Here is a 20,878-nt window from a genome sequence, read left to right on the forward strand (position 1 = left end):
GTTGCCCCTTACGGGTTGCCCCCTCAAGGATTGCCCTTGCCTCCATGGGCGCCGACGACGGTTCCGGTGGAGAAGCTTACGTCATCGGCCGCCAGCGTGACGTATAGTGAGGCAAGCTCGGCCGGCTGCCCGGCCCGGCCCAGCGGCGTGTCCTGTCCAAACTCGCCCATCTTGCCCGGCAACTGGCCGCCCGCCACCTGGAGCGGCGTCCACACCGGGCCTGGCGAGACGGCATTCACCCGAATGCCCTTCTTCGCCAGCTGCTTCGCCATGCCCTTGGTCAGGTTCAGGATCGCCGCCTTGGTGCTGGCATAATCGATCAGCTCCTCGCCAGGGTCATAGGAGTTCACCGACACGGTGTTGATGATCACGCCGCCAGGCGGCAGTGCGGGGATCGCCGCCTTGCTGAAGCGGAAGACATGGTAGACGTTCGTTTCATAGGTGCGGACGAACTGCTCGTCCGAAATCTCCATGATGTCGGCCTTGCTCTGCTGATAAGCGGCATTGTTGACCAGAATGTCCAGCCCGCCCAGCGCGGCGATCGCCTTGCGCACCGTCTCCTCGCACGCCTTTTGCGTCCGGATGTCCGCCGGCAGCAGCACGGCCTTGCGCCCGGCCTGTTCGATCAGCGCCTTCACCTCGCGCGCGTCCGGCTCTTCCGTGGGATAATAGTTGATCGCGACGTCCGCCCCCTCGCGGGCAAAGGCGATCGCCGCGGCGCGGCCGATCCCGCTGTCGCCGCCGGTGATCAGCGCGCGCCGTCCGGTCAGCTTGCCCGATCCGCGATAGCTTGTTTCCCCATGGTCGGGGCGCGGGTTCATCTTGCTGGCGAGCGCTGGCCATGGCTGCCGCTGCTCGGGGAAGGGTTCCCGGCGATAGCGGGTGCGCGGATCGCTCAGCGCTGGTCGCCCTCCTGCCTGCCCCTGTGCCGCGGCGGGCGTGGACGCCGCCGCCAGCCCGAGAACCGCGCCGCCCAGCAGGCCGCGTCGCGAGCTTTCGAATTCACTCATCCACCATCTCCACCATGAATATCGGTTCAGGTGAGGGACGCACCGACGCTGCCGGCGTTCCGGCCGGCCGGACGCATGACGATAAATATCCTGTGATGATGGGCACATGGCGCTCCGCGCTCGACTTCGCGGGGCGATCGGCGGAAAGGGCAGCAGCCCTTGCTTACCACAACCAACGAGACTGCTGTGTCCGATCGTATCGCATCCGCCGCTCTCCGCTCCCGCGTCACTGACGCCGACACCGCCGCCGCGCTGATCCAGCCGGGCGAGACGGTCGGCATGAGCGGCTTCACCGGTTCCGGCTACCCCAAGGCGGTGCCGCAGGCGCTTGCCCGTCGCATGGCGGCGGAGCGTGCCGGCGGACGTCCGTTCCGCGTCAATCTGTGGACCGGCGCTTCGACCGGCCCGGAGCTGGATGGCGCCCTTGCGGCCGTGGATGGCGTCGCGCAGCGGCTTCCCTATTCGTCCGATCCCGTGGCGCGGGAAAAGATCAACCGCGGCGAGATCGACTATCTCGACATGCATCTCAGCCAGGTCGCCCCCATGGCGTGGGAAGGGGTGATCGGCACGCTCGACACGGCGGTGGTGGAGATCACCGGCATCAAGGCCGATGGTTCGCTGATCCCCTCATCCTCGATCGGCAACAACAAGACGTGGCTCGATCGCGCCAAGCGCGTGATTCTGGAGGTCAATCGCTGGCAGAACCCGGCGCTGGAGGGCGCGCATGACATTTACTACGGCACGCGCCTGCCGCCGGAGCGCGTTCCCATTCCTCTGGTCCGCCCGGATGATCGCATCGGCTCTCCCTATCTCTCCTGCGATCCGGACAAGATCGTTGCGATCGTCGAAACGGATGCGCCGGACCGCAACCTTCCCTTCGCCGCGCCGGACGACACCGCGCTCGCGATCGCCGGCCACATCATCGAATTCCTCAGTCATGAGGTGAAGCGCGGCCGCCTTCCCGCCTCGCTGCTCCCGATCCAGTCGGGCGTGGGCAATATCGCCAATGCCGTGCTTTCCGGGCTGGTCGACGCGCCGTTCGATCCGATGACCGCCTATACGGAGGTGATCCAGGACGGGATGCTGGACCTGCTCGACGCGGGCAAGCTTCGCATGGCCTCGGCCACGGCCTTTTCACTCAGCCCGGCGGCCGCCGATCGCCTCAATGCGAACATGGCCTCTTATGCCAGCCGCATGATCCTGCGCCCGCAGGAGATCAGCAATCATCCCGAACTCGTTCGCCGGCTCGGCTGCATCGCGATGAACGGCCTGATCGAGGCCGACATCTACGGCAACGTCAATTCCACGCTCGTCATGGGCTCGCGTATCCAGAACGGTATCGGCGGCTCGGGTGATTTCGCCCGCAACGCCTATGTCTCGATCTTCATGACGCCTTCAACGGCCAAGGGCGGCCGCATCTCCGCCATCGTGCCGCAGGCGAGCCATGTCGATCACATCATGCAGGACGTGCAGGTGATCGTCACCGAACAGGGCCTGGCCGATCTGCGCGGCCTCAGCCCGCGGCAGCGCGCCGCGGTGGTAATCGAGCGCTGCGCGCACCCGAGCTATCGCCCGCTGCTCGCCGATTATGCCGCGCGCGCACGGGGCGGCGCTTATGGCCTGCATGCGCCCGCACTGCCCGGCGAGGCTCTGTCCTGGCATCAGCGCTTCATGGAAACAGGCACCATGCTTCCCGCCTGACCCATACGGGCTTTCCATCAAGGGTTGGCGACACCGCACGGGAGAAATCTACTCGGTCGCCCCAACAGAGCGCGTCATCCCGGCCTAGCGCCGGGATCGACCGTTCCGCCAATCCATGGCCGGAGATTGGCGGAACGATAGATGCCGATCAGGCTCGGCAGCAGCTCACCCGAAGCTCTACCTTCTTCACGCCCCGCCGGGGCGAGGTGACGCGAACCAGCCGGTTCAGCCCCTAGCCCTTCTTCAGCGCATCCGGCTTGTGAACCGCTTCCTTGCCCGACTTGTCGCTCTTCACGCGATATTGCGGATCGTCCTTTGACGCCTTGGCCGTATGACCACCGGCCTTGGTGGTGCTCGTCTCCTTGCGCACCACCTTGCCGGACGTCTCGCCCTGCGGCGTGTCCCACTTCACATGGTCGCCGGCTTTCAGGTTCTTTGTCATGACACGCTCTCCGATGCGGACGTTGCCGCCCGGCTCCGAACGCGCCGATCGATCACCCGGTTGCGCGGCCGCCACGCCCATCGGCAAAGATCGCTCGCGGGAACGTCATCGCTGCCAACTTGTTCGATCAGAACGACGAAAGGGAGGGATGATGCCAGCAACGAGCCCCACGACGACACCGGCGGAACGCGGTCGCCAGGCCCCTACCCCTTGGGCCATCCCGCCGCGCGGCTGGAAGGATGTCGTGCTGCGCAGCTGGAGGGAATCGGGGCAGGACAACATCAGCCTCGTCGCGTCCGGGGTCGCATTCTGCGGCATCCTCGCGATGGTGCCGATGCTCGGCGCCATTGTGCTCAGCTACGGGCTGGTCGCGACACCCGAGACGGTGATGAACAATGTCCGCTCGCTCACCTCGCTGATGCCGGCAGACGCCGCTCGGCTGATCGGGGAGCAGCTCGCCAATGTCGTGTCCACCTCCGATGGCAAGAAGGGATTCGGCCTGCTCATCGCGCTTGGCATCGCTCTCTACGGTGCGATGAAGGGCGCCACGGCGATCATCACCGCGCTCAACATCGCTTATGATGAGGAAGAAACGCGCGGCTTCGTGAAGCTGAACCTCATCGCGCTGGCGATCACCGCCGGCGGCGTTCTGGTGGCAGTGCTGGCGGTGGTCGCGATCGCCGCGATGGGATCGCTGAAGCACCTGTTTCCCACGCTGCCCGCGCCGGTGCTCGTCATCACCAACATCATTTCCCATCTGGTCATGGCCGCGGTGGGCGCCGCCGCCGCGGCGACGCTCTATCGCTTCGCCCCCAATCGCGAAGGCGCCAAATGGGTCTGGCTCACCCCCGGGTCGGTCTTCGCGGCGCTTTCCTGGGTCCTGATGACATTGGGCTTCGGCATCTATGTCGCCAATTTCGGCAGCTATGACGCCACTTATGGCTCGCTTGGCGCGGCGGTGGTTCTGCTCACCTGGCTGTACCTGTCGGCCTATGTCCTGCTGCTGGGGGCGGAGTTCAACTGCGAGCTGGAACGACAGACCGCGCAGGATACGACTACCGGCGCGGCCCAGCCGATGGGCACGCGGGGCGCCTATGCCGCTGATACCGTGGCGAGCGGGCCGGAACCGCAGTCGAAGCCGGCATTGGGCGGCACCACGCGCAGCCCGGCCAGCGATCCTCATCCCGCCACCGGACCGGCGAGGACCGGCCTTGCCGTCAGCAGCAATCTCGATCGGGCGCTTCGCATCGGCTCCATCGGCAAGGTCGGGCTGCTCCCCTCGCTTTTCGCCACGCTTGGCCTCTCCATGATGGGCAAGCGGAACAGGACGGCGCTCGGCATCACCTTCATGGCCGCGGCCGGCGGGCTGAAATGGCTCAGCCGCCCCGACGCGCGGTCCACGACGTCGACGCGGGGATAAGCGTCCCGCCGCGAGTCCGGCAGGGTCAGTCGGCGTGAGACGCTACGATCGCGCGGCTGACATCGCCCATCAACCGCATCCGGCTCGGGATCGACTGGCGAGTGCTCGCGATCATGACGGCTACCGCATAACGGTGGCCATCGGGGGCGACGAGCAGCCCCACGTCGTTATAGCCGGTCGACAGGCTGCCCAGATCCTGCCCGGTCCCGGTCTTGTGCGCCAGCGTCCAGCCAGGCCGAAGCCCCGATTTCAGCCGCAGCGGCCCGGTCCGGCTGGCCCGCATCAGCGACAGCAGCTTGTCGGTCGAGGCCGGGCTGAGCAGCTTCCCCTGCGCCAGCAGCGCAATGCCCAGCGTCACGCCGTTGGCCGACGCGCCATCTTCGGGATCGGCCAGGTACCGGTCCAGCGCCCGGCGCCGCGCCTCATAGCTCATTGCCGCCCGCGCCTGGAGAAAGCCCCAGCCCCCCGCCCATTCCGGCCGCCAGGTCAGCCCGGCCGTGCGCGCCTGCAGCAGCCGTTCGCCGGGGCCGAAGGTCACCCCGGCGACATCCTTCTCCTCCAGCATCCGCCGAACCGCCTCCGGCCCGCCCGCGCGCCACAGCAGCACGTCGTTCGCCGTATTGTCGCTCCGCGTCATGGCGCCCTGCAGCAAGGCACCGACCTTGGTTCGATACCCGTCACTGTCCACCAGCGGCCGGATCGGCTGGTGAAACACGGTGAGGTCAGATTTGCGCACCGTAACAGGATCGCTCAGGCTCATTCGTCCCCGGTCAACCGCATCCATGACGGTGATGCCGACCCACAATTTGCTGACGCTCTGCTGCGGGCGCGGCTTGTCCCCGGCCCAATCGACCGTCCAGCCTTCGTCGATGTCTCGAACCGAGATCCCCACGTCGCCGCTGAAGCCGCGCCCCAGCGCCTGGACGGCGTTCAGCAGCGCGGCTGGCGGTTGCGGGCGCGCTACCGACACGCGCGGCGGCGGCGGCGGCGCTGGTTGGCGAACGGTAACGGGCTTTGCAGCGGGCGCCGAGACGGGCGGCGCGGCAGGAACACAGGCGGCGATGACACTCAGCGCGGCGATCGCGCTGAGCCGGCGGACGAACGTGGCGGACATGTTACTCCCTTTGCCCACCTGCTAAGCGCCAGAGCCTGCAGGAGAAAGGCCGCCGGCTCAGCCTGTCGCGATTAGGCCGTCATCCATCGCAGAAGCCAAAGCGGCGGTCGCGAGCCACGCGCGGGTGTCGACCAGGGTGAGCGCCGTCAGCGCCGCTCCAGCACCAGCGACTGCACCGCGCGCGCAAATGGACCACGCACGTCCGACAGCCGCGTCATCGCCAAACCGGCGCCATCATCACCGGCCCAGGTTTCCGCATCCGAAAACAACCACTCACCCACCGGCGCGCGGGCAAAGTTGACGGTCAGGTCCGCATTGATGAACGTCCACTCGTCAAACGGCAGAACCGGCGCGATGCCGTTGGAGAAATCGGCCACCGCCATCGCCCGCGCCACGGGGGACAGCGGCTCTCCCTCGATCAGGGCGCGATGCTGGCGAAACCACACCTGCCCCGGGCCGAGCTGACGAAAGCCGCCCCGGATGCGTCGCAGGTCGAAATTGGCACCAAAGTTCACCGCGCCGGGCAAGCTGTCCCGAAACTGGTCATCTTCCGCCACGTTCTCGGGTGAACCAGCGACCTCCGGCATGGCGGCACCCGCCGGAACGGGCTCTTCCGCCATCCGCACGCGCAACACATTCGCGCGGGTGACTTCCTTGCCGTCGTGCAGCAATTTGACCTGTACCAGCTGAATTTTGCGCCCGTCGCGGATCACCTCGGTTGCGATATCAAGCCGCGCCACGGGGACGGGCCGCAACAGCTCAACCGTCACGCGTGCGACCCGCATCGGCGCTGCCGTCGGCACCTGCTCGGCCGCCCAGGCGACCAGCGCGGAGGGCGCGCCACCGTGCTGCAATTGCGGATGCCACGGGCCGGCCGCATAGGCCGTCGCGAGAAATCCGCTTCCCTGTTTCACGAAGATGGCGTCGCTCACTCGCGCATGTCCTCTTTCCTGGGCGCTTCTCACCTACTGGCTGGACGCGCGCATGCAACGCGCATCTGACCGACGCCTTTCCTGGTGGCGCGGGTCCGTTGTCAGATTCACGCGTCGCGTCCGCTTCGGTCCGCCGCGCCACCGCCCGTGGTGCACCGCAACAAGATACCGCTCACTTAGCGGACAAAGTGTCCGTTATGGCTCGCCTCGAGGCGCAGAACTGTGTTGCGAGGCTTTCAGCGTTGCGACATCTGGCGCGAGTCACGCCTTAGATGGTTCCAACGCGCGCCGAATGATGTCAGCGCGGCTGTTCTCTTCAAGGAAGCGCAAAAAAGTATAACGGGTACGAGAATTCAGAAGCTCACCATTACGTAAACGCGAGCAACATGGACCCGGCCACGTCGCGTCAGCAATAATGCCTGACTCGACAGTATCTTTTCATTACTAAGTCCAATACCGTGTAACCCCGTACTTCCCGGCTGGGGTTTCATTCTGTAGGAAGAGTTATGACTGACAGGCCAGACGACGACAGCACCCTCTTGGCAACTGAGCTAACCATCGCATGGCTGGCCAATCCGAACACGCGCGTAAACCCGGACGATGTGCCCGGGGTTCTTGCGTCAATGTATGAAGCAGTGCGCACCTTGGGTAAGACGTCAGCTCCCGATGAAGCTGACGCCGCCGACACCCCTGAATACAAGCCTGCCGTCAGTGTCCGGAAATCCCTGGCCGATCCGGACTTTATCGTTTCGCTGATCGACGGGAAGAAGTATCGCAGCCTGCGCCGCCACTTAAACGCGCATGGTCTCTCTCCGGAAGATTATCGCCAGCGTTATGGGCTGAAGCCTGATTACCCGATGGTCGCGCCGGGTTATTCCGCCGCCCGTCGCGATGTGGCGAAGAAGCTTGGTCTGGGCCGCAAGCCGGGGACGAAGATCAACAAGTCACCCGATCAGCAGGCGTCTACCCGGCGCGGACGCAAGCCGAAGGGGGAAGAGGCCGGCGGCGAGGAATGATTTCGTCGTGATCGGGCCGAAATCGATCTTTCGGCCCGATCGACTTCTCAGGCACCGGATTATGGTTGTTCAGTGCGCCTGACGAGCGACAGGTCGTAGCCAAGCTCGCGCGCGCGCGTTTCCAGCATCGCGATCACCGACGCGTCCGGATGGCGCGCTCGGGTCAGCGCCCAAAGGTAACGTCCCGAGGGTTCGCCCACGATCGACCAGTCATAGCGGTCGCCATGATCCAGCACCCAATAATCACCTTGGAACGGGCCGAAGAAGGATACCTTCAGCTTTGCATTGCGCGCCGTGTCCACGACTTTTGCTTTGCCGGTTGATGATTTTTCCTTGCCGTTGATACCGCCCTGCCGCCCGCGATTGACCACGCGGATCGTTCCGTCACCATTTAGCGCATAATCGGCCGTTACAGCGTCCATTCCTCTCTGGAACGACGCCTCATAGCGAAACTGTTCATACCAGCGGCCAAGATATCGCTGTAAATCCACCGGCTTGGCGGGCTCGGGGACGGATCTGTTACCGACCGGGCCGGCACGTTGTATTGCCACGTATGCCGCTATCATCGCCGGAACGCCGATCGCTGCGGCGGCAATGACGACCTTTCTCATTATCCTTCCTTATCTGTCGCTCCGGGTACCTGCCCGGCGATGCGGCGATCCAACGCGCGAATGGCTCGCAACGTTGCTGTTGACGCTTCCCTGATGCTGGGTGACGCTACGGCATGGATCTGACGCTCTCCCCCGCCGAACAGGCGTTCGCCGCTGAAGTCCGCCGCTTCTTCAGGGAAGAATATCCGCAGGACGTTCTCGCGCTGCTGCGCGACGGGCGAAAGTTGACGCGGGAAGATCACGTCCGATCGCAACAGGCGCTCAACGCCAGGGGCTGGCTCGGCGTCGGCTGGCCGGCGGAACATGGCGGGCCGGGCTGGTCCCCGTTTCAGCGTTACCTGTTCGAACAGGAGCTCGAACTGGCGGGCGCCCCGTCGATCATCCCGATGGCGGTGATCTATATCGGCCCGATCATCTGCGCCTTCGGCACGCCGGGGCAGCAGGCGCGCTGGCTGCCGGACATCCTGAACTCGCGCGCCATGTGGGCGCAGGGCTATTCGGAGCCCGAATCCGGGTCCGACCTTGCATCCCTGCGGATGAGCGCGGTGCGCGACGGCGACGATTATGTGCTGAACGGCACGAAGATCTGGACGTCCGGCGCGCATTGGGCGGATTGGATCTTCTGCCTCGTGCGCACGGAGAAATGCGAGCGCAAACAGGACGGCATTTCGATGATCTGCGCCGACATGCGCACGCCGGGCATCACCGTTCATCCGATCATCTCCATCGACGGTTCGCACGAGCTTAATCGCGTGGAGTTTGACAATGTGCGCGTGCCGGCGGCGAACATGATCGGGGAGGCTGGCAAGGGCTGGCATTATGCCAATGTGCTGCTTGCCGCGGAGCGCGTGTCCTATGCACACATCGGCCGCAAGCGCGCCGATCTGGCCGAGCTGCGCCGCGTCGCGGCCACCATGCCCGGCAGTTTCGCCGATACCATGGCGCAGGAGCCGTTGTTCGCGCGCCGCGTGGCGCTGGCGGAGATCCGCCTGAACGCCGTCGAGCTCTCCGTCCTGCGCGTCCTGTGCGGGGAGGCCGCGCCCGCCGCCGTTTCCGCCTTGAAGATCGCCTGTACCGAACTGGCGCAGGAGATCACCGAATTGTGGGTCGAGCTGGCCGGACGCGACCGCGCCGTGGTCGCCGATCGCACTGCCGCGGACTGGCGGGGGACGGCGCCGGAGGTCGCCGGCTTCGCCGTGCCGCGCACCGCCTCCTATCTCTTCGAGCGGGCGCAGACGATCTACGGCGGCGCGACCGAGATCCAGAAGACGATCGTCTGGAAGGCGCTCGACCGCGCCAATGCCGCGCTCGCCTGACCCGGCCGGCCCGTCACTCATCCGATCCGATTGGAGCAATGATGATCAAGATGATCTTCTGCCTTCGCCGCCGGGCGGAGCTGAGCCCGGCGGCGTTCCAGGCCTATTGGCGCGATCGCCACGCGCCCTTGGTGGCGGAGGTCGCGCCACTGCTGCGCATCCGGCGCTATGTGCAAAGCCACAGCTTCGAGGACCCGCAACTTGCAGGGCCGGTGGCGGCGCGCGGGGCCATCGTCCCGCACTATGATGGCGTCGCCGAACTATATTGGGACAGCATCGAGGATCTCACCGCCGTGAACGACAGCAAGGAAGCGCGCGAGGCCGGCCGCCGGCTGCTGGAGGATGAACGCAACTTCATCGACCTGTCGCAGTCGCCCTTGTTCTGGGTCCGCGAAAACCACGTCATCTGACCGGGCGAAAGAACCGGCTGTTACAAGCATCAGGAGAGGCGGCATGGATTTCAGCTTCACGCCCGAACAGGAACAATTGCGCGCCTCGCTGGCCGCCTATCTGCGCAGCCATCACGATTTCACCACGCGCCAGGCCGGCGTTGCTTCCGACGATGGCCGCACCCCTGCGATCTGGCACGATTTCACCGACCGGCTCGGCCTGTTCGCCCTCGCCGGTCCCGATGCGCCGGATCCGTTCGACCTGCTGGTCGTGATGCAGGAGCTCGGCGTTGCTCTGGTGGCCGAGCCGTTCCTCGAAACGGCGGTCACCAGCGCGACGCTGCTGCGCGAAAGCGGCACGCCCGCCGCGGCTGCCCTGTTGCAGCGGATCACGGCCGGAGACGCCGTGGTCGCCTTCGCCGATAGCGAGCGGAATGGTCGCCTCGCCGCCGCCCCGGCGCTGACGCGCGCTTCGCCCTTTGCCGGCGGCTGGCATCTGCACGGCGCCAAATCCATGGTCATGGCCGCGCCCTGGGCCACCACCTTGCTGGTCAGCGCCGCAACGCCAGAAGGCGCGGCAGTCTTCGCGGTGGAGCCGGGCAGCGCCGGTGTCACCCTCCACCCCTATCGCACCATTGACGGTCGGCGCGCGGCGGACATCCACTTCGCCGATGCAGTGGTGACGGCGGAACAGATGATCGCTCCGCCGGCCACGGCGCCAGCCGCGATCGACGCCGCCACTGACGCAACCATCGTCGCCCTCGCCGCGGAGGCGCTCGGCGTGCTTCGCCGGATCCTTGACGACACGATCGCCTACACCCGCGAGCGCCGGCAGTTCGGCCAGGCGATCGCGGGCTTTCAGGCGCTCCAGCACCGCATGGTCGACATGTTCATGAAGATCGAGGCGGCCACCTCCGCCACCTACCTCGCCACCATGAAGCTGCACGCGCCGGCCCGCGAGCGAGCGCTGGCGATCTCGGGCGCCAAGGTGCTTGTCGGCGAGGCGTGCCGGTTCGTCGGCCAGAATGGCGTCCAGCTTCACGGCGGCATGGGCATGACGGAGGAACTGGCCGTCGGCCATTATTTCAAGCGCGCCACCGTGATCGAGGGGCTGTTGGGCACCAGCGACGATCACCTCGCCCGCTACATGTCCGTCGCTGCCACGCCGTCAGCACCGGAGGGCGTGGCCGCCGCCTGATCGCGGCGCGCGACGGCCGCGAACCGGGTTTCAGCCGCCCTTCGGCCAGGCCGAATGCAGACTCAGCCCGCTCTCGCGCCCGCCACCTTCCGGCGCGACGGCAGCGACGCCAGCTCGCCGGCGCCGCCCGCGGCGGACGGCATCTCGCCATGGCTTCGCCGCTTGGCCCGGTGCAGCGCCATGTCGGCTTCTTCCAATAGGTCGGCGAGCGTGCCGTCATGATCGTCGGATGTCGCCATGCCGATGCTTGCGCCGACATGCACGTTCTGGCCCTCCACCAGATAGCCGTGGCCGGCGATCGCGTCGCTGATCCGCTCCTTCAGCTCCAGCGCCTCGTCGCGCCCGATATTCTCGGCGACCAGCACGAATTCATCCCCGCCGATCCGCGCCACGCGCACCTTGCTGCCGCCAATTTCCTGCAGCCGCTTGCCCACTGCGACCAGCACCGCATCGCCGGCCTTGTGCCCCAGCGTGTCGTTGATGGTCTTGAACCAGTCGAGATCCAGGTACAGCACCATCAGCCCGGCTTCGGCCCGCCCTGCTCGCTCTTCGGCCCAGCGTGACAGGCCGTTGCGGTTCAACAGGCCGGTGAGCGGGTCGTGCCGCGCGTGATGGTCGTTGATCATTTCGGCGCGCATTGTGCGCACCAGCAGCCGGTTCAGCTGAAAGGCTGCCGAGCTCATGCTGACGAGATAAAAGGGGATCTGGAACAGCGCCAGCAGCAGGATCGGCTGGCCCGAAAAGATCGCGGCGATCGCGCACGGCCCCAGGCTGAGCGCGATCATGACGGCGACAAGCCGCGGCGCAGCGAAGTTGCGGAAGCAGATCCCGCCCACCATCGCCGCCGCCGACAGGCAGGCGAGCGTCGCCGCAACCCAGTCGCCGCTCAGCACGCACATGAAGGTGCCGTAACCGACGCTCGCGGCCCATAATACGGCCAGCGAGATGTAGAGGTCGGTCGGGCCCCGTCTTCCCTCCCGAACGGCCTTGCGCCCGAAATAGAGCGTCGGCAGGCGAAGCGCCGCCAGCAGCACTTCCATCGCCACCCACAGATAAGCGGCCGGCGTCTGCATCCGCACGGCGACCAGCGCGGACACCGCAATGGTGTTCAGCACCCCACCGGCGAAGATCGGCAAGGTATTGTACAGGCTGCGCAGCAGCGTGAGGCGCGTGCCGTCCGGAATATCGCCACCCGGATCCACCAGCCAACGCGTCAGGGACCATGCGGGCAATTCGCGCCCAAGGCCTGAACGTCCGTTCATATGCAGATCCGCAACATCGATTTCCCCCTGTGCGGTTCTGTACAAGATCATCGTTAAGGGAAAGTACCGAAGGGCGGACGCGAGCCTGCACAAATCGAAAACTCACCGTTGACGATCTTACCGACAACCTCTATTTACAGCGTTGTCAGTAGGGAGTCACTATCATGGCCGCTAAGCTTCCCCCTTTTCCCGGCAGCACCGGTCGGCGCGACTGGAACACGGCGTTTGACGCGATCAAGAAGCTGCTGAACAACGGCGATGATACCGTGCAGGTCTTCCGCATCATGCGCGCCCTGAATGTCGGCAGCACGGAATCGGGCTATGCAAGGTTGCTCGGCACCGAAGAGGGCGGGCGGATCGCCCGCGAACAGGCCGAACTGGCGGAGCGTTTCTCTGACCGCACCTGGGTCAACGGGTTCGCACCGGGAACGGTGGGCGCCGCCTACCGCGACTTTCTCGACAGCACCGGCTATTCGGCGGACGGGCTCGTCGCGGTCAGCCGCGAAGGCAACGACAATGTCGAGATCGACCATCCGTACGCCTGGTTCGGCCGCCGCACGCGCGACATTCACGATATCTGGCACGTCCTCACCGGCTACAAGGCGGACGAAAGCCTTGGCGAGGCAGCACTCGTCGCCTTCAGCTACGCGCAGGTTGGCGGTGCCGGCTGGGCGTTCATCGGCTCGGCGGCAGCGCTGAAGAGCCTGCGCGTCACCAAGGGCACGCTGTTCGCCCGTGCGGTCGCAGAGGGCTATCAGCGTGGCAAGGCGGCCAAGTGGCTGGCTGGCGAGGACTATATCAAGCTCATGGATGAGCCGCTCGGCGCCGCGCGCAAGCGTCTCGGCCTGACGGAGCCGGTGCTGTACAAGCGGGCACAGGCGGAGCTTGGCGAGGAGATGGCGTCCTATCTCAGCCAGCGTCGCGATGACGCGATCGAGGCGCAGCCGCTCGCTGCCTGATGTCTTCGGGAGGGGAAATCGGCTTCCCTCCCACCTCGTTATCCGGCCGCCGCTCTGCGGCAGCTCCAGGCTTATCTCCCGCAAAGGGGGTCGGACGTTCGGGAAGCCGAGATGGCGGGATCGCCCCGCCTCATCATGAACGACGGGCCTTGTCCGGCAGAGCGGTTCGCCCCTGCCGCTTTGCGGGTCGCCGCACGCGCCCGACGGCCCCGGCGTTCTTCAATGCTTCTGCCGCCGCGGCATCCACCAGTCTCCCGCGATCCGGTCAGCGATCCGAGATCGCTCCGCTTCTTCCAGAAGACGCATGGCCTTGCCCAGGCTGCGCGCCTCCCGGGCGCGGCGTTCCAGGTCTTCCCAGCGTTCAGCCACAAAACCTCTCCACTTCGCATCCGTACTGGTCATTGTTCACGACCAAGCCGGTCCAAATCGAGATGCGTGCGACGAATTGTCGACGTTCTTGCACACGATTATCAAACGCCCGATGCTTGCAGCGGTGCCAACCACATCACGTATTCTACGCTTCGAACAGCGACGGATCTTGGCGCGGCATTCCGATTGTTTGTTCGCTCCAATGCCGCTCCGACCAGGTCATGCCTCTGAATTTACAGGGCGAAGCGTCTCGAACGGGCACTATCGCTGGCACCGGCCCACTTCCGCCCGGCTTTGACCCGCACTACAGCCGCCGCCGATGATCCGCCGGCTCGTGCTGACCAATGTTCGCAATCACGCGACACTCACGCTTTTGCCCGGGCCGGGTTTTGTCCTGCTCACGGGGCCGAACGGCGCCGGCAAGACAAATGTGCTGGAGGCGGTGTCGCTGCTCGCGCCCGGCCGGGGCTTGCGCCGCGCGAGCCTTTCAGATGTCGCCCGCCGCGAGTCGCCCGGCGGCTTCGGCATCGCCGCGGCGCTTGATGACGCCACCGACATTGCCACGGGCACGCTGGCGAGCGCGCCGGAACGCCGCGTGGTGCGCATCAACGGGGCGACCGCCGCCGCGAATGCGCTCGCCGAATGGCTGTCCGTTCTCTGGCTCACCCCCGCCATGGATCGCCTGTTCGTGGAGCCGGCGGGCGAGCGGCGCCGCTTTCTGGACCGGCTGACGCTTGCGCTCGCGCCGGCTCATGCGACCGAGACGAGCCGGTATGAGGCGGCCATGCGCGCGCGCAACAAGCTGCTGGCGGAGCCCTATCCCGATCGCGAATGGCTGTCCGCGCTGGAAGCGCAGATGGCGCAGCATGGTGCCGCCGTCGCCGCCGCGCGGGCCGAGACGGTGGCGGCCCTCTCCACCCGGCTCGATCAGGCATCGGACGCGGACTTCCCGCGCGCCGCGCTGGCACTGGAGGGCGGGGGCGAAGATGCCGACTCGCTGCTCGCCGCCCTGCGCGCCGGGCGCCAGCGCGATGCCGCCGCCGGCCGGACGCTCGTCGGGCCGCACCGCGCCGACCTGCAGGTACGCCATCTCGACAAGCACATTCCGGCGGCACAGGCCTCCACCGGCGAACAGAAGGCGCTGCTGCTGGCGATCGTGCTGGCTCATGCCGAACTCGTCGGGGAGCGGCGGGGGCAGAAGCCCATCCTGCTTCTGGACGAGGTCGCCGCTCACCTCGATCCGGCGCGGCGGGCGGCATTGTTCGCCCGGCTCGCTGGACATGCGCAGGTCTGGATGACCGGCACGGAGCCAGCCCTGTTCGCCGCCATTGGCGAGGACGCGACCCGCCTCGCCCTCGGCTGAGCACGCACCGGCGCGCCGGTCGCAAAGCGGCTGGACGGGCCGGCTGGCGGCGCTACGATCCGGGAATGGAGAGAGAAGCACGGCGACCGGCAAATGCCGGCGAGTGGCGACGCGGCTGGCCAGTGGTCGCCGCGGCCATGATCGGCATCGGGACCGGACCGGGGCTGTTCCAGAACCTGTCCAGCCTGTTCATCGTCGGCCCGATCGCGGAATTCGGCTGGAGCCGCGGCGATATCGCCACCGCTGCCGGCCTTGGCCTTCTGGGCGGGCTGGCCGTTCCCTTTCTCGGCCGGCTGGCGGACCGGATCGGCGCCCGCGCGATCATCCTGCTGGCGATGATCCTTCTCGGGCTGGTCTACGCCGGCATGGCATCGCTCGGCGGGCCGCTGTGGCAATACCAGCTGCTGATCTTCGGCCTCGCGCTCACCGTCCCCGGCACCAGCGCCATCGTCTACGGCAAGCTGATCGCGCAGCGCTTCCACGCGCATCGCGGCATCGCGCTTGGCGTCGCCACCTCCGGCATCTCCGTCTCCTCGCTCGCGCTCGCGCCGGTTCTGGGCGCGGTGATCACCGCTTATGGCTGGCGCGCCGGCTTTCTCGCGCTCGGCGCCATCGTCTGCGCCCTTGCGCTTCCCGCCGTCCTCCTCCTGCTCCGCCGCGAGCATATCCAGACCACGCGGCCCGATCCGGGCGAGACCGCCCCGGCTCAGGTCGAGGGCGTCACCGGGGCGGAGGCGCGCCGCGACAGCCGCTACTGGCGCCTGGCGCTCACCGCCGCGCTGATCAACGTCGCCAGCGTCGGCCTGGTCACGTCGCTGGTGCCCTTCGGCATGGATCGCGGCCTTGGCGCGACCGACGCTGCGCTGCTGGTGACCAGCTTTGCCGCGAGCCAGGTGGTCGGCCGGCTGGTTATGGGGGCGCTGGTCGATCGCTTCCGCCCGCAGCTGATCGCCGCCGCCTTCGCCACCGTCTCGGCCCTCGCCTTCGTGGTCTTGCAGACCGCCACGCCGGGCCTCACGCTGCTGGTGGCTGCCGTGTTCTTCGCGGGGCTGATGAACGGCGCGGAGCATGATCTGCTGCCCTTCCTCGCTGCCCGCCTGTTCGGCCTGCGCGCTTATGGCGAGGTCTATGGCCTTCTCGTGATGGTCTCGCTGTTCGGCACGGCGACGGGCGTCACCGCCTTTGGCCGGCTCCACGATGCTACCGGCGATTACGATGCGGCGCTGGCGATGGCCGCCGCTGCGCTGGCCGGGGCCGCGCTCCTGTTCCTCACCTTGCGCGAACGCCCGCTCCCCCACGTTCAGGTTCAGGCGCACCCGGCGTAAGCGCCTGCTCCCCCGGCCCGGACGCACGCGCAGCCCGTGCGTGCCCCCTCCTCAATCGCCCCGAGCGCAGCCGGCGGACAGGGCGCGCGGCACCAGTGGCTGAGGCGGCACCCGGCAGGAACGGAGAAGGCGCGAACCCTCCCATTTCGCTTCCGTTACACCGCCGCCATGCCTATATACTCGTCATGGCAGATCAGCAGAATTCCAACGATTACGGCGCCTCCTCGATCAAGGTGCTGAAGGGCCTCGACGCCGTCCGCAAGCGTCCCGGCATGTATATCGGCGATACCGACGATGGCTCGGGCCTCCACCACATGGTGTTCGAGGTTTCGGACAACGCAATCGACGAGGCACTGGCCGGCCATTGCGACCGGATCGACATCACGCTGAACGCCGACGGCTCGGTCAGCGTCACGGACAACGGCCGTGGCATCCCGACCGGCATCCACCCGGAAGAAGGCGTCTCGGCGGCCGAGGTCATCATGACCCAGCTGCACGCCGGCGGTAAGTTCGAGAACACCTCGGACGATAATGCCTACAAGGTCTCCGGCGGCCTCCACGGCGTCGGCGTCTCGGTCGTCAACGCGCTCTCCGAATTCCTCGATCTCACCATCTGGCGTGACGGCGAGGAGCATTACATGCGCTTCGCCCATGGCGATGCGGTCGCCCCGCTCAAGGTCGTCGGCCCGGCGGAGGGCAAGAAGGGCACGCGCGTCACCTTCCTCCCCTCCCCCGCCACGTTCAAGATCACCGAGTTCGACTTCGACAAGCTCGAACACCGCTATCGCGAGCTCGCCTTCCTGAACTCCGGCGTGCGCCTGTTCCTCACCGACGCCCGCCACGAGGAGCCGAAGACGGTCGAGCTCTATTACGAGGGCGGCATCGCCGCGTTCGTGAAGTGGCTCGATCGCACCAAGGCGGCGCTCTTCCCGGAGCCGATCGCGATCAGCGGCCAGCGCGACGATATCGGCATCGACGTCGCGCTGCAGTGGAATGATTCCTACTACGAAAACGTCCTCTGCTTCACCAACAACATCCCGCAGCGTGACGGCGGCACCCACCTCGCCGCCTTCCGCTCGGCGCTGACGCGCACGCTCAACGCTTATGCCGACAAGTCGGGCATGCTGAAGAAGGAGAAGGTTTCCCTCACCGGCGACGACATGCGCGAGGGGCTCACCGCGATCGTCTCGGTCAAGCTGCCCGATCCGAAATTCTCGTCGCAGACCAAGGACAAGCTCGTCAGCTCCGAGGTCCGTCAGCCGCTCGAAAGCCTGCTCGCCGACAAGATGGCCGACTGGCTGGAGGAGAACCCCGCCAACGCCCGCCAGATCATCCAGAAGGTGATCGACGCCGCCGCCGCGCGCGAGGCCGCGCGCAAGGCGCGTGACGCCAGCCGCAAGACGGTGATGGGCGCGATCGGCGGCCTGCCCGGCAAGCTGCACGACTGCCGTGAGAAGGATCCCGCCAAGTCCGAACTGTTCATCGTGGAGGGCGATTCGGCCGGCGGCTCGGCCAAGTCGGGCCGCAACAGCGAATATCAGGCGATCCTCCCGATCCGCGGCAAGATCCTCAACGTCGAGCGCGCGCGCACCGATCGCATGCTCTCGTCGAAGGAGATCATCTCGCTGATCCAGGCAATGGGCACCGGCATCGGCCGCGACGAGTTCAATCTCGACAAGCTCCGCTACCACAAGATCGTCATCATGACGGACGCGGACGTCGACGGCGCGCATATCCGCACGCTGCTGCTGACCTTCTTCTACCGGCAGATGCCCGATCTGATCAGCGCCGGGCACCTCTATATCGCCCAGCCGCCGCTCTATAAGGCGACGCGCGGCAAGGCCGTGGAATATCTGAAAGACGAAGGCGCGCTGGACGATTACCTCGTCCGCAACGGCGCCGGCGGCACCACGCTCGACGGGATCGGCACCGGCGAGCCCTTGTTCAACCTCGTCGACCACGCGCGCCGCATGCGCACGCTGATGCGCTACGTGCCGCGCCGCTACGATCCGGTGATCATCGAGACGCTGGCATTAGGCGGCGCGCTCGATCCGCAAATCGCCCCCGAGGAGCGCGCGGCGCGCCTCGCCGAGGTGACCCGCCGGCTCGACCAGGGCGATCCCGAGGCGCGCTGGACGGCGCAGATGACCAGCGAGGGCGGCTTCCACTTCCAGCGCTTCTGGCGCGGCGTGACCGATCATCACATCGTCGAGGCGGCCTTCGTCTCCTCGGCCGAGGCGCGCAAGCTCCACACCCTCGCCGCCGAGCACGCCGACCTTTACGTGCACGCGCGCAAGCTCGTGTCGCTGAAGCAGGCCGACCGCGCCGAGGAACCCACTCCCGCCACCACGCTGGACGGCGCGATCGAGGGCAATGATGCGGACGGAGACGACGATGGCGCGCTGGTGATCGGCAAGGGCGAAACCCTCGTCGCCCGCCCGTCACAGCTGCTGGAAGCCATCCTTGCAGCCGGCCGCAAGGGCCTCGCCATCCAGCGCTACAAGGGCCTGGGCGAAATGAACGCCGAGCAACTCTGGGAAACCACCCTCGACCCCAACAACCGCTCGATGCTGAAGGTAGCGATCGACCAGGCCGACGTGGCCGACGAGATCTTCACCCGGCTGATGGGCGATGTCGTGGAACCCCGGCGGGAGTTCATTCAGGAGAATGCGCTTAGCGTGGCAAATTTGGACGTTTGATAGGATGCGGGGCGGCTGGGCCGCCCCGCATTGAAACAGATCATCGACCAGAAGAGCAAGAGCGTCTCCTAAGCTACTATGCGGCTACAGGGGCGGGCAGCCCGTTCCACTCGCGCCCGTCTACCGGACTTAGGTCGAATACCGCGGCGCTGTTGCCGTCGACAGCGGCGGCACCGGTCCTTGAGTGGCTCACGACAGTCGCAATCCCCCTGCTTCAAGGGGCCGGGCTGGTGGCGCTACTCGCCGAACCGGGGGCGCTCGCGCCCACGCGGGCGAGTTAAACGGTCTAGAGCCCACCGCCCCTGCCGGTAGCCCGTCGCCTCACCCCAACACCAAGCCAACCAGCATTTACCCACCACAACACGCCCCACGAGACGCCTGTCCTACAAGCACACCCCCGTGGCATGATGCAGGCAGGTCGTGGCCCTCTCGCCGCGTCCGCAGCGAAGGTGGGGCAAAGTTGATACGTCGCGGGCGAACAACACCTTTCTGTGCGCCATCTTTGTCAACTTTGGCCCGGCCGCGGCGTCAAGCGCGCACCGGCGCAGCACGGTTCGACCGCGCCGCCGGGGAAGAAAGGCGCGAATCGCTGCGCGACGCGCTCGGGCGCTGGCCGTCCTCCGCCCCGCGCGCGTCAGGCGAGGGAGAGGATCAGCAGCGGCGCGCAGCTCAGGCCGACGTACAAAGCGAACCGGCCCCAGCCGCAGATCGGCGCGCTGAACAGCTGGTGGCGCGGCAAGCGCGCGATCATGCCCGGCGCTCCGCCATCGGCTGCGCACGCGTCGCGGCGGCGGGCGTCGCCTCGGCCTGCGCCAGGCCATGCTGCTGGCCCACTGCCTCGCCCACGATCAGCAGCGTCGGATCGGTATCGCTCACGGTTTCGACAAGGAAGGACAGCGCGGACAGGCGGCCGCGCAGCACGCGCTCAGTGGGGAGCGAGGCGTTCACCACCACCAGCACCGGGGTCGCCGGGTCACGCCCGGCCGCGATCAACTGGCGCATCACCGTGCCGGCGGCGGTGCGGCCCATATAGATGGCGAGCGTCGCGTCCGGCGTGGCCAGCGCCTGCCAGTCCATGTCGAGCGGCGCATCGGCGCGGGCGTGCGCCGTCACGAAGGACAGCCGCCGGGCAAGGCCGCGCAGCGTCAGCGGCGCGGTGGCGGCCGCTGCCGCGGCGCTGGCGGCGGTGATGCCGGGGCAGATGCGCACCGGGATGCCGGCGCGGGCGCTAGCCGAAAGCTCCTCCGCCGTGCGCGCGAAGATCGCCGGGTCCCCGCCCTTCAGCCGCACCACCCGCTGGCCGCTCCTGGCCGCCTCCACGATCAGCGTGTCGATCGTCGCCTGGTCCTTGGAATGCCGGCCCGATCTCTTGCCGACGCTCACCCGCTTTGCGCCGGGCGAGATCAGGTCCAGGATCGCCGGGCCCACCAGGGCGTCGTGGAACACAATCTCGGCGGCGGCGATCAGGCGTTCGGCCTTGCGCGTCAGCAGCTCGGGGTCGCCGGGGCCCGCGCCGACCAGCCAGATCGTGCCGGGCGGGAAGTCGTCATGCGGCATGGGTTTTCTCCGACTGGAGGAGGCGCGCGAGCGCCGGGCGGCAGGATCCGCAATTGGTGCCGGCGCCGATCGCCGCGCCGACCGCGGCTACGTCGGTAAGCTGGCGCTCGCGAATGTTGGCAAGGATGGTGCGAAGGCCAAGGTCGAAGCAGGTGCACACGATCGGCCCCCGGTCGACCGTCACACCGGCGGGCC

At 67.1% G+C, this 20,878-nt stretch carries 19 protein-coding genes; 10 read left to right on the plus strand and 9 right to left on the minus strand.

Annotated features, from left to right (window positions below):
• Positions 1-23 precede the first annotated feature (23 nt).
• Positions 24-1,010: an SDR family oxidoreductase gene (locus tag AX702_RS00355; RefSeq protein ID WP_066774903.1), complete on the minus strand. Its 987-nt coding sequence runs from the start codon at positions 1,008-1,010 to the stop codon at positions 24-26.
• A 186-nt stretch (positions 1,011-1,196) separates the two neighbouring features.
• Here AX702_RS00355 and AX702_RS00360 point away from each other — a divergent pair, with 186 nt between their 5' ends.
• Positions 1,197-2,711 carry an acetyl-CoA hydrolase/transferase family protein gene (locus AX702_RS00360; protein WP_066774949.1) on the plus strand — a complete coding sequence of 505 codons (1,515 nt, stop codon included), beginning with the start codon at positions 1,197-1,199 and terminating at the stop codon, positions 2,709-2,711.
• Between the two features lie 232 nt (positions 2,712-2,943).
• Here AX702_RS00360 and AX702_RS00365 read toward each other — a convergent pair whose 3' ends face one another.
• Positions 2,944-3,153 carry a DUF2945 domain-containing protein gene (locus AX702_RS00365; protein WP_066774952.1) on the minus strand — a complete coding sequence of 70 codons (210 nt, stop codon included), beginning with the start codon at positions 3,151-3,153 and terminating at the stop codon, positions 2,944-2,946.
• A gap of 151 nt (positions 3,154-3,304) precedes the next feature.
• Here AX702_RS00365 and AX702_RS00370 point away from each other — a divergent pair, with 151 nt between their 5' ends.
• Positions 3,305-4,573: a YihY/virulence factor BrkB family protein gene (locus AX702_RS00370; protein ID WP_082745896.1), complete on the plus strand. Its 1,269-nt coding sequence runs from the start codon at positions 3,305-3,307 to the stop codon at positions 4,571-4,573.
• A gap of 25 nt (positions 4,574-4,598) precedes the next feature.
• On the opposite strand, the gene AX702_RS00375 is transcribed toward AX702_RS00370, so the two are convergent.
• Together AX702_RS00375 and AX702_RS00380 are read right to left on the minus strand one after the other, a co-directional pair.
• Positions 4,599-5,687 (minus strand): serine hydrolase, encoded by a 1,089-nt coding sequence (locus AX702_RS00375; protein WP_082745892.1) that lies wholly within the window; start codon positions 5,685-5,687, stop codon positions 4,599-4,601.
• Between the two features lie 146 nt (positions 5,688-5,833).
• Positions 5,834-6,619 (minus strand): thioesterase family protein, encoded by a 786-nt coding sequence (locus AX702_RS00380; RefSeq protein ID WP_082745893.1) that lies wholly within the window; start codon positions 6,617-6,619, stop codon positions 5,834-5,836.
• Positions 6,620-7,125: 506 nt separating this feature from the next.
• Between AX702_RS00380 and AX702_RS00385 the strand changes: the two genes are divergently transcribed.
• Positions 7,126-7,635 carry a MucR family transcriptional regulator gene (locus AX702_RS00385; RefSeq protein WP_066774906.1) on the plus strand — a complete coding sequence of 170 codons (510 nt, stop codon included), beginning with the start codon at positions 7,126-7,128 and terminating at the stop codon, positions 7,633-7,635.
• A gap of 59 nt (positions 7,636-7,694) precedes the next feature.
• Here the strand turns inward: AX702_RS00385 and AX702_RS00390 are convergent, their stop codons facing one another.
• Positions 7,695-8,246 carry a lipocalin family protein gene (locus tag AX702_RS00390; RefSeq protein ID WP_066774909.1) on the minus strand — a complete coding sequence of 184 codons (552 nt, stop codon included), beginning with the start codon at positions 8,244-8,246 and terminating at the stop codon, positions 7,695-7,697.
• Positions 8,247-8,359: 113 nt separating this feature from the next.
• On the opposite strand from AX702_RS00390, the gene AX702_RS00395 reads away from it, so the two are divergent.
• Genes AX702_RS00395 through AX702_RS00405 form a run of 3 tightly spaced genes read left to right on the plus strand, consistent with a single transcriptional unit; the run spans position 8,360 to position 11,149 of the window.
• Complete coding sequence (locus tag AX702_RS00395) at positions 8,360-9,562, plus strand: acyl-CoA dehydrogenase family protein (protein WP_066774912.1); 1,203 nt, start codon at positions 8,360-8,362, stop codon at positions 9,560-9,562.
• Positions 9,563-9,603: 41 nt separating this feature from the next.
• A complete protein-coding gene (locus AX702_RS00400) occupies positions 9,604-9,972 on the plus strand; it encodes an EthD domain-containing protein (RefSeq protein ID WP_066774963.1) in 369 nt (122 codons plus the stop codon).
• Positions 9,973-10,015: 43 nt separating this feature from the next.
• Complete coding sequence (locus AX702_RS00405; protein WP_066774916.1) at positions 10,016-11,149, plus strand: acyl-CoA dehydrogenase family protein; 1,134 nt, start codon at positions 10,016-10,018, stop codon at positions 11,147-11,149.
• A 62-nt stretch (positions 11,150-11,211) separates the two neighbouring features.
• Here AX702_RS00405 and AX702_RS00410 read toward each other — a convergent pair whose 3' ends face one another.
• Positions 11,212-12,411, minus strand: coding sequence for a GGDEF domain-containing protein (locus AX702_RS00410; RefSeq protein WP_082745897.1), 1,200 nt, complete (start codon positions 12,409-12,411; stop codon positions 11,212-11,214).
• 164 nt (positions 12,412-12,575) lie between these two features.
• On the opposite strand from AX702_RS00410, the gene AX702_RS00415 reads away from it, so the two are divergent.
• Complete coding sequence (locus AX702_RS00415) at positions 12,576-13,370, plus strand: Coq4 family protein (protein WP_066774918.1); 795 nt, start codon at positions 12,576-12,578, stop codon at positions 13,368-13,370.
• A 219-nt stretch (positions 13,371-13,589) separates the two neighbouring features.
• On the opposite strand, the gene AX702_RS00420 is transcribed toward AX702_RS00415, so the two are convergent.
• The gene (locus AX702_RS00420) at positions 13,590-13,739 is read right to left on the minus strand and encodes a hypothetical protein (protein WP_156455286.1); all 150 of its coding nucleotides are present in this window, start codon (positions 13,737-13,739) and stop codon (positions 13,590-13,592) included.
• A gap of 319 nt (positions 13,740-14,058) precedes the next feature.
• Here AX702_RS00420 and recF point away from each other — a divergent pair, with 319 nt between their 5' ends.
• The 3 genes from recF (at position 14,059) to gyrB (ending at position 19,126) form a co-directional block, all read left to right on the plus strand.
• Positions 14,059-15,102, plus strand: coding sequence for a DNA replication/repair protein RecF (gene recF, locus AX702_RS00425; RefSeq protein WP_066774923.1), 1,044 nt, complete (start codon positions 14,059-14,061; stop codon positions 15,100-15,102).
• A 65-nt stretch (positions 15,103-15,167) separates the two neighbouring features.
• Positions 15,168-16,427: an MFS transporter gene (locus tag AX702_RS00430; RefSeq protein WP_082745895.1), complete on the plus strand. Its 1,260-nt coding sequence runs from the start codon at positions 15,168-15,170 to the stop codon at positions 16,425-16,427.
• Between the two features lie 185 nt (positions 16,428-16,612).
• Entirely contained in the window at positions 16,613-19,126 is a 2,514-nt protein-coding gene (gene gyrB, locus AX702_RS00435) for a DNA topoisomerase (ATP-hydrolyzing) subunit B (protein WP_066774928.1), read from the plus strand.
• Between the two features lie 747 nt (positions 19,127-19,873).
• Here the strand turns inward: gyrB and cobA are convergent.
• Complete coding sequence (cobA, locus tag AX702_RS00440) at positions 19,874-20,683, minus strand: uroporphyrinogen-III C-methyltransferase (RefSeq protein ID WP_066774931.1); 810 nt, start codon at positions 20,681-20,683, stop codon at positions 19,874-19,876.
• Positions 20,673-20,878 (minus strand): (2Fe-2S)-binding protein (locus AX702_RS00445; RefSeq protein WP_156455287.1); only part of this gene is annotated, 206 nt, incomplete at its 5' end. The genes cobA and AX702_RS00445, both read right to left, overlap by 11 nt.

This window comes from Sphingomonas sp. CCH5-D11 (assembly GCF_001557395.1).
GTDB lineage: Bacteria > Pseudomonadota > Alphaproteobacteria > Sphingomonadales > Sphingomonadaceae > Sphingomonas.